Raw genomic sequence first — 15,645 nt, forward strand, 5'->3', positions numbered from 1 at the left:
TTTCGCGTTCGCTCCGCTCCTTCTTTTCGCGTTCGCTCCGCTCCTTCTTTTCGCGCTCACTTCGTTCCTTCCCCTCACGTTCGCTGCGCGCCTTTCCCTCGCGTTCGCTCTGTTCCTTCCTCTCGGCTTCGATTCGCTCCGTCTGGTCCCTTCTCCCCTGGCTCCTGCCGCGCTCCAGGCCCTGAAAGAGCTGCTTGAGGTGGTTGTACAGCCCCAGTCCCTGGGCCTCGCCGTATTCCTTCACCAGGGCATTGCAGAGGGCATGGCGATCCTGTGCCCGCAGGACAAAGGGCAGGCTGAGACAGTCCTCGATGGAGGGGCGGAGGGAAACCTCCTGAAAGGCCTCGGCATAGCGGGCCCGCAGGGCGTCAATGGAAGCGGCATAGCCCTTATCCTGGCTGATGACATAGGCGTAATCCGCTTCCCTCTGGCCGATCAATACCCCCAGCTCCGTGATGATCTGGAAATCCACGGCGTTCTTGCCGCCCCGGATGCTTTCAATCAGCTGGATTCTGGCCTTGGACTGCCCGCAGAGCTTTTGAATTCTGCTGGGGGACAATCCGCCCTTCTGGTAAAAAATCATAACGGTATCCTGTTCCGAAAGCATTTCCACGCCCTTCAGGCCGGTACCGATGTTGTTGTCTCCGTCTACAAGAAAAATCATTTTCATAGCATCATTCCTTTTTGCTTTTGTAATATGACTTCCGAACTGAAAGGTCGGAAGTCATCTGTGCCATGTTTTGCGGTTGGCGCCGCTTACGGCGGCGAGCAAAACGGCTCAAATCAAATGTATGACTTCCGAATTTTTAATTCGGAAATCATATTCAAATTGACAGCGCAGCTTACTCCGCCGCTCCGCCCAGGCCATGGACAATGCGGGCGCATTCCCGGAATTCCGCCTCGTCTGTCTGCCAAAGCTCGTATTCACTCAGTGACGGCAGACCCATGGACACGCCGGGCTTCCGGTAGACCATGCCGCTGTCCAGCGGTCCCTTGCGCCCGGTGGTGTGAAACACCCGGATGCCGACGGTGTCATAGAGGGTCCGGATCTGCTCTTTCCGCACCCCGCTGCCTGCCATAATGTCCAGCCGGCCCGCCGCCTGACGAAACACGGCCCTCAGAACCTCCCGTCCCGCCAGCGCACTTTCCGCCTGTCCGGAGGTCAGAATGGTGCGGCAGCCCAGCCGGACCGCGTCCTCCAGAGCCTCCCCAGGGTCACGGGTCATGTCAAAGGCCCGGTGGAGGGTAATCTCCATGGTCCCGGCACAGTCTATCAGCCGTTTCATGCTTTCCATGTCCAGCGTCCCGTCCGGCCTCAGAGCCCCAATCACCACGCCGTCCGCTCCCAGGTCCCGAAACATGCGGATTTCCTCGCGCATTTCCTCCGCTTCCGCCTCTGAGTAGAGGAAATCTCCAAACCGGGGCCGGATCAGTACATTGATTCTGGCGGCGCAGTCCCGCCGTACCTGCCGGAACAGCGCCGGCGAGGGGGTCGTGCCGCCAATGGACAAGTTGGCGCACAGCTCCAGACGGTCTGCGCCGGCCCGAGCCGCCGCCATGGCGGACGCCCAGGAATCCACGCAGCCCTCGATCAGGGGTTCATTCATGGCAGCTCCTCCCTTTCACATGGCGTCTCTCTTCCATGTATTGTGTAGTATATCACAATTCGCCGGTAAAGTCGAGAGGATACGGGGAAAAGAAGCCTTCAAATACACAATTGATGTTAAAAAGCAGGGTTGAGGCAGGCACGAGACTCGAAAAAACCCATGTCAGCCGCCGGGGGCAGCGGTCCGGCTCCGTCAAAAAAGCACCGGGCCCGGACAAATGTCCGGGCCCGGTGCTCAGAGGTTTCGCATTTCACGTCCCCAAACGGGAACGCAAGCCGCTCAGCCCTCCTCTTCCGACCGTTTCTTGCCGGTCAGAGCCATCCAAATCATACCCAAAGCACCCATGAGCATCGCCATCATCCAGTTTCCGCTCAGGTCGCCGGTCTCAGGCACGTCCGCCAGGGGCACTTCTTCCTCGGGAATCTCCAGCTCCTCGGGAATTTCGGCCAGAGGAACCTCCTCCTCGGGAATATCCGTCAGAGGAACTTCCTCATCGGGAATCTCGGGAGTGGGGGGAGGAGTGGGAGTCTCAGGATCTTCGGGCTCCTCAGGGTCCTCAGGATCGCCCGGATCGCCGGGGGTGGTATAGGTGTTGGTGATGGTGACATCCGCACTGCCGCCGGCCACAACCTCAGCACTGGAACCGCTGCCGGAAATGGTCAGGGTGTAGCCGCTGATCACAGCGCCCGCACGGTCCTCAGTCACGGTGTACACGCCGGGAGTCAGGGGGCTCAGGGTCACGCTGCCCTCGCCGGTGATGGTCACGGTACGGTTGTAGCCGTCGGGACCGGTCACAGTGAAGGTATAGGTCTTGTTCTGAGCCTCGCTGCCGCCGCCGCGGATCACCTTGGTGATGGTCAGGCTGCCGTCCAGGGGCTTCGGCTGCTCATAGGCATTGGTGAACACGATGCCCGTGTCCTTATCCTGAGCAGCGCCGTCCTTTTCGACAGAAGTGATTTCAGCCACGAGCCCGTTGCTGACGGTCTCTTCCTGGGTCACAGCGTCAATCTTAACGATTTCGCTTTCCGTCACCGTGACGGTAACGGTCCACTTCGCGGTGTCGTAGGTCCAGCCCTCGCCCACATTGGAGGTATCCTCCGCAATGGTGAACCGATAGGTTCCGGCCTTGACAAACTTGATGTTGAACGCACCGTTGCCGCTCATACTGCTGGAAATGTTCTCCAGGGTCACAGTCGTGTCCGCAGGAAGCACATAGCCAGTGGTGTCGTTGTTCCCGTCAGCTGTCAGAGTGAACCGGAAAGCAGGAGTCTCAGAGGGATTGCCGGTTACCTGCTTCGCAAAGGGGATGGGAAGCTCGCCGGGAGCATAACGGTGGTTGGTAAAGGTCACAACCTGATTCTCACCTGCGCCGGTCTGAACACCGACAACATTGCTCATGGTGGGTTCGCCGTTGAAATCAACCATTGTCCAGAAGCCCACGCGGCCCGTATCCAGCTCTGTCACCAGAGCGGTTGCGCCGACAGGCAGCTTCTTGATTACAATAGACTGATTGTGCGCAAGCTCGAAGGATGCCACACTGGTGTTGAAGTTCAGACGGTCCTTTTCAGTCTCCTCGCCATCGGTATACAGGGTATACTCAAAGCTGACAGGCAGACCAATGAGGTCGTCTTCACCCTCAGTCGCGTTGGTAGCATAGTAGAGTTCACCGTTCTGATTCAGAAGTTTGATCTCAAAGGGGAACTTCATGGCCTTATCGGCCTCGTTCTCACTTTCCACAACCTTCTTGATGGTCAGGCCGATGGAGTCATAGACGTTGGTGTAAACGACCTCGTCGAGACCGTCCACAACGCCGCCCGTAATCGTGGCGCCAGGCACGTTATCCCACTTGATGGTAGGATTCTGATAGCTGTCCAGATTATCCAGATCAGTAACTGTGGTGCGGCCGATTACAACCACATCGGCGTTGTTGGCGCCCTCGGTGATGGTGTAAGTCAGACCTACCGGGAGATCCTGGAACAGCACGTAGCCGTCCTTCTTCAAGGTCAGCTTCAGCTCGCCGTCCACAAGGGATTCCGTCCTCGCCGCGCCGTCCTTCCACATGGTGACAGAACCGTCATAGGCGTTTCCGTCGCCGGTTGTGAAAGCGATGGTGAAGTCGAACGTCTCATCCGTGACCTTCGCGCCGCCTTCCACCTTCTTTTCCAGAGCCAGGCCGCTGGTGTCCTCGCCGATGATCAGAGTGCCGTTGCAGCCGATGCCGCCGCCGGGAAGGCTGCCATTCCACTTGCCGCTGATATTGCCGGTGATATGCAAGTCGCAATAGCTGGCCGCATCCCTGCCCTGAGCGTCCGTCAGACCACTGTTCAGGCCAAGGCCGCTTCCTTTGGGAATGACGCAATTCAGTTTTTCCACATCAACCGGGTTGCCGTCGCCATCTGTCCAATTATACTTATAGCCGTTGAGCGTGTAATTGGTAATGCTGACAGGCACCAGATTTTGTCCGCCGGTACTGGTAGACAGCCAAATCGAGGAGCCGTTCCCGTAGAACACGCCGCCGTTCTTGACAAAGAACCGCATATTGGACGTGGGGCAGCAAGCAATTCCCTTACCGGTAGAGGCCTTATTACCGGTCACCTCAACCGTTTTCAGGGTCAGAGTCGCGCCCTTGTTGACGTAGATGCCGCCGCCGCCAAAGTAGCTCAGAGTCCAGTTGGCGGTGTTATAGTTGCAGTTGTTCTCAACGATATAGCCGCCCGTGATCTCAGCCTCGCCGCCGGTCCAGACAGCAATGCCGCCGCCGTTTCCGGTAGCCCGGTTGCCCTTGATCGTGCCGCCGGACATGTTCAGCTTCATACCGGTACGGTTTGCGCAATCGCCCAGAGCAATGCCGCCGCCGTATGCCAGAAAGCCCACGGTAGCGTTGTTGGCAATGGTGCCGTCCGTCATATCCATGGTGCCCTTCGGGCCCAGGCAAATGCCGCCGCCGGTGCTCTTGCTGTTCGCGGCGCCGCTCCACGCGGTGGACTTGTTGCTGGAGATTTCGCCGCCGTTCATGGCGATGTGGCCGGTGCTGTAGATGCCGCCGCCGGACTCAACTGTGCTGTTGTTCTGAATCAGTCCGCCGTTAATGGTCAGCGCACCCTTGTTGTTGATAGCGCCGCCGCGGACACTGCCGGTGTTGGCATTGTTCTGCAGCACAGCGCCCTCATTGACGGTCAGAGCCGCGCCGGCCTGGACAGTCACCAGGGGAGAGGACGCAGAGACATTCTCTTCCTTGCCGCCGTCAATGATGATGTTGCTCAGGGTCAGGCTCCCGCTCTTAACGTTGATCAGAGCGCCGGATTTAAACGTGCTGTAGCGCTTCACGGTGCCGTTGACACTGCCGGCCAGAGCCCACGCCTCGTCCTTGGAAATGGTCACGGTGCCAGTCACATAGATGGTTTTCAGGCCATCTTCTGTTCCCAGAAGCTCCACAGCCTTGGCAAAGGTCTTGACCGCCTTGGTACTGGTCGAACCGTCGTTGGTGTCCTTGCCCTTCGAGCCGTTCAGATAGACAACCTTGGGAATGCCCGTCAGAACAGTTTTGTGCAGGACGATTTTGCCGTCGATGACCTGAGCGGTGGTCAGATACTTGTAGTTGGCCTTGATGCCGCTGGCAGGATCGGTATACTCCAGGGAGCCGCCGCCCAGGCCGGAACTGGTATTGCCCATGCCCCAGGCAGTGGCGCCTACCTGATCGGCAGTGATCTCGTGGCCGTCCATGCCGGTAACCAGAACTACATCCCTAACCTCGGTCATGGGGTTGGCGTAATCATCCTTGATCTTCTGACCCATAAAGTTCACCAGATTCAGCCGGGCAAAGTTGAGCTGTCCAGCCTGGAAACCCGGGCCCACCTGGGTCGTCGGCGCCTCAATTGTGGTATAGACATTGTCTGCATCCTTGGCCCCGCCCAGTGTCAGGTCCAGAGTATCCACTGTACTGGTAAGATACAATTCGGACACCTTGTTATACTGGCTCACAGTCATGGTCCCCACAGGGGCGTTGATATAGGCCTTGTTCCAGAGGTCGGCACGGTAAGAGCCGCCCGCCTGGCCCTGAGTCAGCTTCAGCGTCTCCACCGGAGCGTTGACTGTCAGAACAGCATGGGTGATCCGGTCGTCGTACATAGAATGCGCCGTCTTCTGATCAACGGTCAGGTTCGTCACCGGGCCGTTCACAGTCAAGGACCGCTCCCAATTGCTGTTTTTGCTGGTAGGAGCGGGCATGTTAACCGTCAGGTTCACAGCAGAGCCGTTCTCACCAACCGTAACATTGCCCGTATAGGCGGTGACGGTCAGTTTGCTGATGGGGGCGTTGATGTTGATATCGCCGTAGTTGGCAATGGTGTAGCTATTGTAACGTCCCTTGATCTCAACGCCGCCGTTGAGGTTCAGCGTTCCGCCGGTACTGTTGACTACCTTACCGTCGATCACGCCGCTGCCGGAAAGGGTCAGCGTGCGTCCGTTCCGCAGACGGAAAACACCGTACGCATCAGCAGACTGAGTGGCAGTGCCGGTGGCGGTAATGGTATAACCGTTCAGGTCAACGGTGATGTCATTGGCGCTGATAGAGGTATATGCGTAATTCAGCTTGACTTGGTCGTTCGCATCCTGAAGCACATACATACCGTCGCTGTTGACGTCCTTCTGCAGCACGACGGTCTCGCCGTCCTGCACGGCCATCATGGCTTCCTTAAAGCTCTGGTATGCAACCTCGCCGATCATCGCCTCGGGCTCGTCATTCAGCAGCTTCGCCATCACGCCGGTATACTGCTCATAGACCGCCATCACGCGGATATAAGCGGACACCACGACGTCCAGGTTCTGCTCTTCCTCGCTCAGGCTCTGATAGAGAGGCAGAAGGGCCTCCAGAGCCGCGCCCACTTCCTCCACGTTCTCCTCGGTGACCTCTTCGGGCAGCTGAGCCGCCGCGTCAAGGAACGCCTGGACCGCGTCGGAATACTGGGGAGCCTGGGGAACCTCGGAAAGCTCGGGCAGCTGAGGGGCAATCGGATCGGGCAGCACGCCGGTGAGTTCTCCCTGATAGGTCAGCAGCGCGTCGCGGGCTTCGGCCAGGGCGGCCTTTTCCTCTTCGCTCAGCTGCTCATAGCTGCTCAGGCAGTCGTCAATGGCCGAAAGAATGCCGTCCATATCCAGCTCGCCGCTGCCAATCGCCTCGATCTTGCTCAGGAACTCGCCCAGAGCGCCGGAGGTCTCCTCCTCATCGGGGGTCTGGGTCTCGCCGTTCTCGCCCTCAACGGGCTTGTTGGCATCGCCCTCGCCCTCATCGGGGGTCTGGGTCTCGCCGTTCTCGCCCTCGGCGGGCTTGTTGGCATCGTCCTCGCCCTCATCGGGGGTCTGGGTCTCGCCGTTTTCGCCCTCAACGGGCTTGCTGGCGTCTTCCTCGCCCTCATCGGGGGTCTGGGTCTCGCCGTTTTCGCCCTCGGCGGGCTTGCTGGCGTCTTCCTCGCCCTCAGCGGGGGTCTGGGTCTCGCCGTTTTCGCCCTCGGCGGGCTTGTTGGCATCGTCCTCGCCCTCATCGGGGGTCTGGGTCTCGCCGTTTTCGCCCTCAACGGGCTCGCCGGCCTCGTCCTCGCCCTCAGCGGGGGTCTGGGTCTCGTCATTCTCGCCCTCGGTGGACTCGTCGGAATTCTCGGCGTTGTTCCCGTCCTCGGTGGACTGGCTGCCGTCAGTGTCGACGTCGTCCTCATCGGACTCAGTGGAAGTGTCGCTGCTGGTCTGGGTGTCGCTGATGCTGGAGTCGTCAGAGCCGGTGTCCTCTGTCTCCGCCGCAAACGCGGAGACATTCATCAGGCTCAGGCACAGTGTCAGAGACAGAAATACCGCAAAGCCGCGTTTGCATAAGTTTTTCCAAGTACTCATTCATATCTTCCTTTCTTTGCGTAAAATGCTCGGATGCAAAGTATCCGGCGGCCGGGCTGCCATCGTCGGAACAGACTCAGCGTGAGCGGAACGGCCTCACGGCCTTCCCTCGCGCCCCCGTTCTTCCCCGCCTTCCTTCCGAAGAAGTCCGGCGCGGAATTGACATTAGGCCCCATAGCTTTGCGTCCCGTCATTTCTGGCGGTTTGCTAATTATAATCAGTGGCTGGGCGGCCATTGCCCCGCCGGTGCTGAACAGATGCAATCGGCTTACACGGAAGTGTAAGCCGTCAGGGGGTACCCCCTGAGCCGCTTCCGTTCTTATCTGCACCGGCAGCGCGTTAGGTCCCTGGCTTTGCGTCCCGCCGTTTCCAGCGGTTTGCCTTTTATAATTAGCGGCCAGGCTGACATAGCGGCTCAAAAAATTGAACATATCTCATTTCAACTTCAGAATACGCCTTAGTCCCTATGGCTTTGCGTCCCGGGATTTCCCCCGGTTTGCCAGGTTGCTGTTGTTGAGGATGATTTCTGTTTTGCGGTCTGCCGTATTTTTGTACTCTGCCCCGCCGTCTGTCGTGCCCATAGCAGCGAGGCCCATTGTTCCGGCGGATTCAGCTCCGCCGGTTTTTCAGGTACCATGTACCGCCCCCCTTCACAGACAATCTCTATGCCCTTCCCGCCTTTTTCAGACGCAGGACATCACTGTGCCAGCCGAAAATGCCTTCAAATACCGTCTTGGATTCCAGCAATTTCAGCCGCGAGGGAAAAGCGGAATCCCGCCTCCCCCATGGCGCAGGCAAAGGGATATGCGTCATGCACAGCTCTCATTTCATTGTAGCACGGCACATTCAGGAATACAAGAAGATTTTTCTTTTTCCGTCTGCCGGCCCCTCCATATTATTCCACTCCGCGGGACGCCGTTCTTCTGGGACGGAGGCTTTTCAGGCTCCGTCAAAGACTCGGGGATGCAAAAGAAGAACCAGCCCTCACAGACCGGTTCCTTTCTTGTAAAAAACCACCATTTTCCTCCGAATTTTTCGACAAAATGCGCATCTGTCCAGCCGGATTATAGCAACCTTCATCATTGCTGCCAGCGGGCCGCCGGGGGCGGCGGCCCCTACACATCTCTGTAAGAACCGGCCCCCGGCCGACCCGTTTGTCGGAAATTGTGATACTTGCTATAGTATAGATATTTACTCAATTTCCGAAATCCTGACAGGCCGCCCCTCCTTGAGGGACTTGGCGGCGGCGGCAGCGATGAGGATGGGGGCCAGGCCGTCCTCGCCGGTGACCTGGGTCTCCGTGCCGCTCAGGACCGCCTCGGCAAAGGCCCGCTGCTCGGCGGCGAAGGCCATGGTGTACCGGTCCCACATGATTTTATAGCAGGGGCTGGAGGATGTTCCATCCGCCCCGTAGAAGGTGGCGTTGTGGGGGGTGTCGTTTTCGTCCATCACCGCCCCCTCGGACCCGAAGACCTCCACCCGCTGGTCGTAGCCATAGACGGCCTTCCGGCTGTTGTCTATGACGCCCATGGCCCCGTTGGCGAATTTCAGGGACACCACGGCGGTGTCCACGTCTCCCGCCTCGCCGATGGCCGGGTCCACCAGGACGCCGCCGTAGGCGAAGACCTCGGTGACCTCGGAGCCCGCCAGGAAGCGGGCCATGTCAAAGTCGTGGACCATCATGTCATAGAAGATGCCGCCGGAGACCTTCACATAGTCGATGGTGGGGGGCTCGGGGTCCCGGGAGCTGATCTTCACCAGATTCACCTTGCCGATCTTTCCGGCCCGGACGGCCTCGTAGACGGCCCGGTGGTTGTGGTCAAAGCGGCGGTTGAAGCCCACCTGAAGCCTGACCCCGTTCTTCTTCGCCGCGGCGATGACCTCCTTCACCCGCTCGATACGGTAGTCCACCGGCTTCTCCACGAACACGTCCTTCCCGGCCTCGGCTACCTTGATGGAGTATTCCGCATGAAGGTCCGTGGGGGAGCAGACGACGACCGCCTTGATTTCGGGATCCTTCAGGATGACATCCGCGTCCTTGACGATATTGGGGATGCGCAGGCGCTGAAGGAACTCCACGGTCTCCGCGCTCATATAGGGGTCGGCGATGGTTTTGATCTCCATCTCCGGGACAAATTTGGCGATGTTCTCCGCATGGACACGACCGATCCGTCCAGCTCCGATGATGCCGATTTTGATGGTTTTCATATGCGTCTCTCCTTCTTAAGATATTGAATTTAAAGTTTCATGATTGCTTTTACCGCCTCAGCGGTGGAGGTCTTCGGCATAAGCTCAAACCCGATCAAGCCGGTGTAGCCGGTTTCCTCCAGGCAGGCCAACACATTGGCGTAGTTGATCTCTCCGGTGCCGGGTTCATGGCGGCCGGGGGCGTCCGCCACATGGATGTGGCCGAACTGGTCCCCATAGGCCCGGATGTTGTCACAGAGGCTGCCCTCGTTCAGCTGCATATGGTACGCGTCGTAGAGGACTTTCAGCCTGGGGGAGCCGATGAGCCGGGTCATCTCCGCTGCCATGCGGGTGGTCCGGAGGAAGTTGCCCACGTGGTCCGTGGTGACGTTCAGAGGCTCCAGGTTCATGGAGACACCGGACTCCTCCGCGATTTTCGCGCACTGCTTCAGAGTGTCGAACATGGCGCAGAGCTTCACCGTATCGCTGAGTCCGTCATAGTGGTCAATGACCACCCCGCCGTCTCCCAGGCCGTTGGAGTGGATGGTCACAGACCGGGCCCCCACCTTCTTTGCCGCCTCCACGGACCGGCGGAGGAAAGCCAGATAATCCTCCCTCTGCTCCGGGTCGATGAGGGACAGGTCCGCGTCGCCGTTGAAGCCGGAGATGCCGATCCCGGCCCTCTCCGCCGCCGCCTTCACCGCGTCCAGGTCCTTGTCCGTCCAGCTCCAGAACTCCACAAACTCAAATCCGTCCCGCTTCGCCGCCTGGAACCGCTCCAGGAAGGGAAGCTCGCTGTACATGGGCTCGATGCAGGCTGATTTCTGAAAGACCATGTTTCATCCTCCTCGTTTCCTTTTGATTGTGCTTTGCACATATTGACGTTAAACACATAATAGCACTTCTGACGCTCTTGTCAATAAGAAATGACAAACCCTTTTAAACATTAGAGAACTGTACAAAAATGGGGCGCATTTTTTTACGGATTGACAGGGAATACGTTTCCATATATAATACAAAGCAGCGTTGTGCAATCACACAATCGGAGGCGTTGACTATGGGGAACAGGCCGACAATTCAGATGGTGGCGGAGCTGGCGGGGGTCTCCCGTGGGACGGTGGACCGGGTCCTGAATGACCGGCCCCATGTAAACGAGGAGGTCCGGCGTCGGGTGCTGGAGGCCATGCGGGAACTGGGCTACATCTCCCCCCGGGAGGTCTACCGGCGGCAGGCAGACGCCGCCCTCCGGCCCCTGACCCTGGGGGTCCTGCTGCCCAACTGGGAGGGCCAGTTCCGTACCGAGGTGACGGAGGGCGTCCGTCAGGCATGCGAAGAACTGGAGGAATCCAAGGTGCGGGTGCTGGTCCGCCGCTGTGAGACGGACCTGCCCCAGGAGGCGGTGGAGCTGCTGGAGGCCATGAAGGCGGAGGGAGCGGAAGGCTTTGCGGTCTGCGCCGTCAACGACCCAACAATTCAAAGTTGGATTGCAGCCAGCGTGGAAGAAGGAATTCCCTGCGTGACCTTCAATTCGGACCTGCCGGAGAGCGGGCGGCTGTGCTTTGTGGGCCAGGATATCCGTCAGGCAGGCCGGGTGGCCGCCGGGCTGCTGTTCAAGTGTGTTTCCGGAAAAGGGCCTATCCTCGCCACTGCCGGAAACCTGAAATTCGACGGCCACCGCCAGCGGCTGGACGGCTTCCGGGAACGGCTGGACGAGCTGGGTTTTCCCATGGAGCAGGTTCTTGTCCGGGAAACCTATAACGACTATGAGACGACCCTTCGAGTGGTTTCTGAGTCCCTGGAGAGCTGGCCGGACCTGCGGGGGGTCTACATGGCCAACCTCAGCGTTTCCGGCTGCTGCGCCGCCATCCAGCGGGCCGGAAGAACCGGCAAAGTCCATGTGGTCTGCCATGATATCAACGAGAGCGTCCGGAAGCTCATATCTTCCGGCGCTGTGGACTTTACGATACCCCAGGATCTGACGCGCCAGGGTTACGCTCCCCTTCTGTTGCTGAGGGATTATCTGCGCAAAAAAAAGCCCCTGGAATCCGGACGGCTCCGGCCCCGCATCGAAATTCTCTGCGCGGAGAATCTGGAGGACTGACCGCTCCTCTGCGTTCCGGGTCCCTGTCCGCAAAATGACCGGCTTCCCGAGGGGCGCGGCTCCGCCTCCCGACAACTTGCGCGTTTGGACACTCCCCCGGTCCTTCGAACATTGGCATCCCGGGCGGACTCTGGTGTAATGAAAGCGGTTACCGGCAGAAAATACCGCTCCCCCTTCACCGCTTCCGGCACAGAAAACCGTCACATTGGGACGCGGTCCGGGGGCTCTGTCAACAACAATCCCCTCCGTTTCAAAACGGAGGGGATTGTTCGCTTCTTTTGCCCTTTCAGGTTCGGCTGGGGCGGAGAACCCCCAAAAAGATCCGGAAAAAGGTCTCGAAAAATGTCTCGGAAAGCATCTTGCAAATACGCCGCATTCCTGCTATAATCGACTTGAAAAACAAAAATGCGGCAGCTTGCGGGTGTTGCAGCACCCGCAAGCCTGTACAGGTACTAGCACTACCTACACAACGGCGAACCCGCACCGCATGGATTATTATACGACAAACCGCCTTTTCACGCAAGTGCCGGTTTGCCTTTGTAGTCCTGCGCTCTGCCGGCAAGAAAACGCCGCTCCACGCGCTGTGTAGGCTCCGGACCTGCATGGCGTTTTTGTTTTTCGCCCGGCGGCCGGGGGCCCATTCGCCCCCTGAGCCGCTGCGGTGAAAACGAATGAATGGAGGAAAGCGGTTTTATGATCATGCGGGAAGTAGCGCCGGGGCACATGGGATATGTTCCTGGCCAATCGGGAGAGGTCTGGCAGCCCGGCCCCAACAGCGCGGGAGGCGTCAGCGTACGTTTTCGGTATAGGAACGACAGTGACAAGAACATCAAATATGTGACCTTTACAGTGGTCCCTTACAACCGGGTCAAGGACGTTCAGAAATGCACAACCAGAGGCAGAAGCGAAGCCTATCTTGAAGTGACGGGGCCCATCAATGCCGGAAATACCGGGAGCTGTACCTTTGAGAATACCTGGTACAATTCTACGATTTCCACAATTGAACTGACTAAAATCGAGATCGAGTACATGGACGGCAGCAAGGAGACCCTGAAAGGCGGCGAGATCCAATATGAGGAAACTCCAAAATCCGCCGGCTGCTACGTCGCCACCGCTGTCTACGGCTCCTATGACTGCCCCCAGGTCTGGACCCTCCGCCGTTTCCGGGACAATATGCTGGCCGGGAGCTGGTATGGCCGGGCCTTCATCCGGACCTACTACGCCGTCAGTCCCACGCTGGTCCGCTGGTTCGGAGAAACCAGGTGGTTCCAAAAGCTCTGGCGGGGCCCCCTGGACCGGCTGGTGGACAGGCTCCAGAGCGAAGGCGTGGAAAACACCCCGTACAATGACAGACCCTGGTAAATTCCGGCGGGCGTCCCAACGGACGCCCGTCAGGCTGTCGAAAAAGTGTTTTCGACAGCCTGTGCAAGTTTTCAGAACCCGTGGGAAGTTCTGAAAACTTATTGATTGCACATGAAAGACACCCCTGATGGGTTTCTTTCATACTATCTTCCTTTCCGTCGTCCAAGTCTGTACTGCTTTTTCGACAAGCTGGCGGGCGTCCATATGGACGCCCGTTTTTCTGTCTCCGAAAAATTTTTCCGCCGGGCTCCGCCGGATTTTGTACGTTTTGACGTTGACAGATGTCCGCGCCGGGTGATACACTGCAAGCAACAATTCAAGCATTGGCAAAGGCGCTGATGGAGAAAAGTACCGCGGACGTTCCGTTCCAGTGAGCGGGGGATAGTGCAAACCCCGCACAAAGAATCCGCGGGAAAGAACACTCCGGAGCCGCAACCTGAACACGGCGGACTGCCGTCAGTAAGCGCGACGGGCTGTGACCGTTATATCACACAGGCTTGATGGAGCCTTGAAAGGTGACCGTTCCCCTCACGGGGAAGGTAAATTAGGTGGCACCGCGGATCGCAGCTATTCGTCCTAATAAATAGGATATAGCTGCGTTTTTTGTTACGCTCCGTCCAGAGGGCGGAGCGGGAAAACCGGAGGTGTTGATTATGTGTTCCATTATGGGATTTTCCCGGAAGACCCTGACCCGCGCAGAGCTGACCCCCTATTTTGACCGCACCCGCTCCCGGGGCCCCGACATGTCCCGGATTGAGGAAACCCCCTCGGGCTGGCTCTGCTTCCACCGGCTGGCCATCATGGATCTGACCCCGGAGGGGATGCAGCCCTTCCGCCGTGGGAACGACCGCCTGGTCTGCAACGGCGAAATCTACGGCTTCCGCGCCCTGAAACGGCGGCTGGAGGAACAGGGCTATACCTTCCGCAGCGGCAGCGACTGCGAAATCCTGCTCCCCCTGTACTGGGAACAGGGGCTGGATATGTTCGCCGGGCTGGATGCGGAATTTGCCTTAATCATTTACGATTCCCGGACCGATTCCCTGGTCGCCGCCCGGGACCCCATCGGCATCCGCCCCCTGTTCTACGGGTATGACTCTGCCGGCGGCATCGTCTTCGCCAGCGAGGCGAAAAACCTGGTGGGCCTGTGCGAAGAAATCCGCCCCTTCCCGCCGGGGTGCTACTACGCGGATGGAAAGTTTACCCGCTACGCCAGTTTGACCGCCGTGGACGCGTATTGCCGGGACGATTTGGAGACCGCCTGCAAAAAAATCCGCGAGAAGCTCATCGCCGGGGTCGACAAGCGGCTGGACGCCGACGCCCCGCTGGGCTTCCTGCTCTCCGGCGGCCTGGACTCCAGTCTGGTCTGCGCCATCAGCTCCATCGTGCTGGGCAAAAAAATCCGCACCTTCGCCATCGGCATGGACAAGGACGCCATCGACCTGAAATATGCCCGGGAGGCGGCAGAGTATATTGGCGCGGACCACACGGAGATTTACATGACCCGGGAGGAGGTCCTGGCCTCTCTGGAGGAGGTCATCGCCCTGCTGGGCACCTGGGACATCACCACCGTCCGGGCCAGCATGGGCATGTATCTGTGCTGCAAGGCCATCCATGAGCGGACGGACGTCCGGGTGCTGCTGACCGGCGAGATTTCCGATGAACTTTTCGGCTATAAATACACCGATTTCGCCCCGGACGCCGAGGCCTTTCAGCAGGAGTCGAAAAAGCGGATTGACGAGCTTCATATGTACGACGTGCTCCGGGCGGACCGGTGCATCTCCGTCAACTCCCTGGAGGCCCGGGTTCCCTTCGGAGACCTGGACTTCGTCCGATACGTCATGAGCCTGGACCCGTCCATGAAACTGAACACCTACGGCATCGGCAAATACCTGCTGCGCCACGCCTTTGAAAAGGACCGTCTCCTGCCGGACTCCATTCTCTGGCGGCAGAAGGCCGCCTTCTCCGACGCCGTGGGCCACTCCATGGTGGACGATTTGAAGGCCTGTGCCGAAGAGACCTATACCGATGAGGAATTTGAGTCCCGGCGGCGGAGCTATGGGTACTGCCCGCCCTTCACCAAGGAAAGCCTGCTGTACCGGGACATCTTCGAGAAATACTACCCCGGACAGGCCCCCATGATTCAGGACTTCTGGATGCCGAACAAATCCTGGGCAGGCTGCGACGTCTCCGACCCCTCCGCCCGGGTGCTGAGCAACTACGGCGCCAGCGGACAGTAAGCGGTAAAATTAGGAATGAGGAATGAGAAATTAGGAATTGTTCCATCATTTCAATCATTCCCAATTCCTAACTCCTAACTCCTAATTCCTAATTCCAGACTAAACCCGTTCATTTCCAATTTTAAGGAGGACATATGATGGACACCACTCTGCATCTGCCTGAGCTTTTCGGCAGCCGGGTTTTCAACGAGGAAACCATGAAGGAGCGCCTCTCCCCCGCCTCCTACGGCGCATGGAAAAAATGCGTCACCGAGGGCACCAGCCTGGA

At 58.7% G+C, this 15,645-nt stretch carries 8 protein-coding genes and 2 riboswitches; of the genes, 3 read left to right on the forward strand and 5 right to left on the reverse strand.

The window, feature by feature from the left end; genetic code table 11:
- From Q0063_RS12570 to Q0063_RS12590, 5 genes are all read right to left on the reverse strand, one after another.
- A partial coding sequence (locus Q0063_RS12570) for a PIN domain-containing protein (RefSeq protein ID WP_297872326.1) occupies positions 1-670 on the reverse strand: 670 nt, incomplete at its 3' end.
- Positions 671-842: 172 nt separating this feature from the next.
- Positions 843-1,607 carry a copper homeostasis protein CutC gene (locus tag Q0063_RS12575; protein WP_297872327.1) on the reverse strand — a complete coding sequence of 255 codons (765 nt, stop codon included), beginning with the start codon at positions 1,605-1,607 and terminating at the stop codon, positions 843-845.
- A gap of 279 nt (positions 1,608-1,886) precedes the next feature.
- Positions 1,887-7,490, reverse strand: coding sequence for a doubled motif LPXTG anchor domain-containing protein (locus Q0063_RS12580; RefSeq protein WP_297872328.1), 5,604 nt, complete (start codon positions 7,488-7,490; stop codon positions 1,887-1,889).
- A gap of 43 nt (positions 7,491-7,533) precedes the next feature.
- Positions 7,534-7,709: riboswitch (cyclic di-GMP riboswitch) on the reverse strand.
- A 170-nt stretch (positions 7,710-7,879) separates the two neighbouring features.
- Positions 7,880-8,001: riboswitch (cyclic di-GMP riboswitch) on the reverse strand.
- 680 nt (positions 8,002-8,681) lie between these two features.
- Positions 8,682-9,698, reverse strand: a complete 1,017-nt coding sequence (gene iolG / locus Q0063_RS12585; protein ID WP_297872329.1) for an inositol 2-dehydrogenase — start codon at positions 9,696-9,698, stop codon at positions 8,682-8,684.
- A gap of 29 nt (positions 9,699-9,727) precedes the next feature.
- Positions 9,728-10,513, reverse strand: a complete 786-nt coding sequence (locus Q0063_RS12590) for a hydroxypyruvate isomerase family protein (protein ID WP_297872330.1) — start codon at positions 10,511-10,513, stop codon at positions 9,728-9,730.
- A 221-nt stretch (positions 10,514-10,734) separates the two neighbouring features.
- On the opposite strand from Q0063_RS12590, the gene Q0063_RS12595 reads away from it, so the two are divergent.
- The 3 genes from Q0063_RS12595 (at position 10,735) to asnB (ending at position 15,377) form a co-directional block, all read left to right on the forward strand.
- Positions 10,735-11,778 carry a LacI family DNA-binding transcriptional regulator gene (locus Q0063_RS12595; protein WP_297872331.1) on the forward strand — a complete coding sequence of 348 codons (1,044 nt, stop codon included), beginning with the start codon at positions 10,735-10,737 and terminating at the stop codon, positions 11,776-11,778.
- Positions 11,779-12,471: 693 nt separating this feature from the next.
- The gene (locus Q0063_RS12600) at positions 12,472-13,140 is read left to right on the forward strand and encodes a CFI-box-CTERM domain-containing protein (protein WP_297872332.1); all 669 of its coding nucleotides are present in this window, start codon (positions 12,472-12,474) and stop codon (positions 13,138-13,140) included.
- A 653-nt stretch (positions 13,141-13,793) separates the two neighbouring features.
- Positions 13,794-15,377, forward strand: coding sequence for an asparagine synthase B (asnB, locus tag Q0063_RS12605; protein ID WP_297872333.1), 1,584 nt, complete (start codon positions 13,794-13,796; stop codon positions 15,375-15,377).
- Positions 15,378-15,645: the final 268 nt, after the last annotated feature.

This window comes from uncultured Oscillibacter sp. (assembly GCF_947654275.1).
Lineage (GTDB): Bacteria > Bacillota > Clostridia > Oscillospirales > Oscillospiraceae > Oscillibacter.

What these genes read in the sequence shown, in the direction of transcription:
- Q0063_RS12575 (WP_297872327.1), bottom strand. Translation starts at nt 1,607, where the DNA reads ATGAATGAACCCCTGATCGAGGGCTGCGTGGATTCCTGGGCGTCCGCC.
- Q0063_RS12580 (WP_297872328.1), bottom strand. Translation starts at nt 7,490, where the DNA reads ATGAGTACTTGGAAAAACTTATGCAAACGCGGCTTTGCGGTATTTCTG.
- iolG (WP_297872329.1), bottom strand. Translation starts at nt 9,698, where the DNA reads ATGAAAACCATCAAAATCGGCATCATCGGAGCTGGACGGATCGGTCGT.
- Q0063_RS12590 (WP_297872330.1), bottom strand. Translation starts at nt 10,513, where the DNA reads ATGGTCTTTCAGAAATCAGCCTGCATCGAGCCCATGTACAGCGAGCTT.
- Q0063_RS12595 (WP_297872331.1), top strand. Translation starts at nt 10,735, where the DNA reads ATGGGGAACAGGCCGACAATTCAGATGGTGGCGGAGCTGGCGGGGGTC.
- Q0063_RS12600 (WP_297872332.1), top strand. Translation starts at nt 12,472, where the DNA reads ATGATCATGCGGGAAGTAGCGCCGGGGCACATGGGATATGTTCCTGGC.
- asnB (WP_297872333.1), top strand. Translation starts at nt 13,794, where the DNA reads ATGTGTTCCATTATGGGATTTTCCCGGAAGACCCTGACCCGCGCAGAG.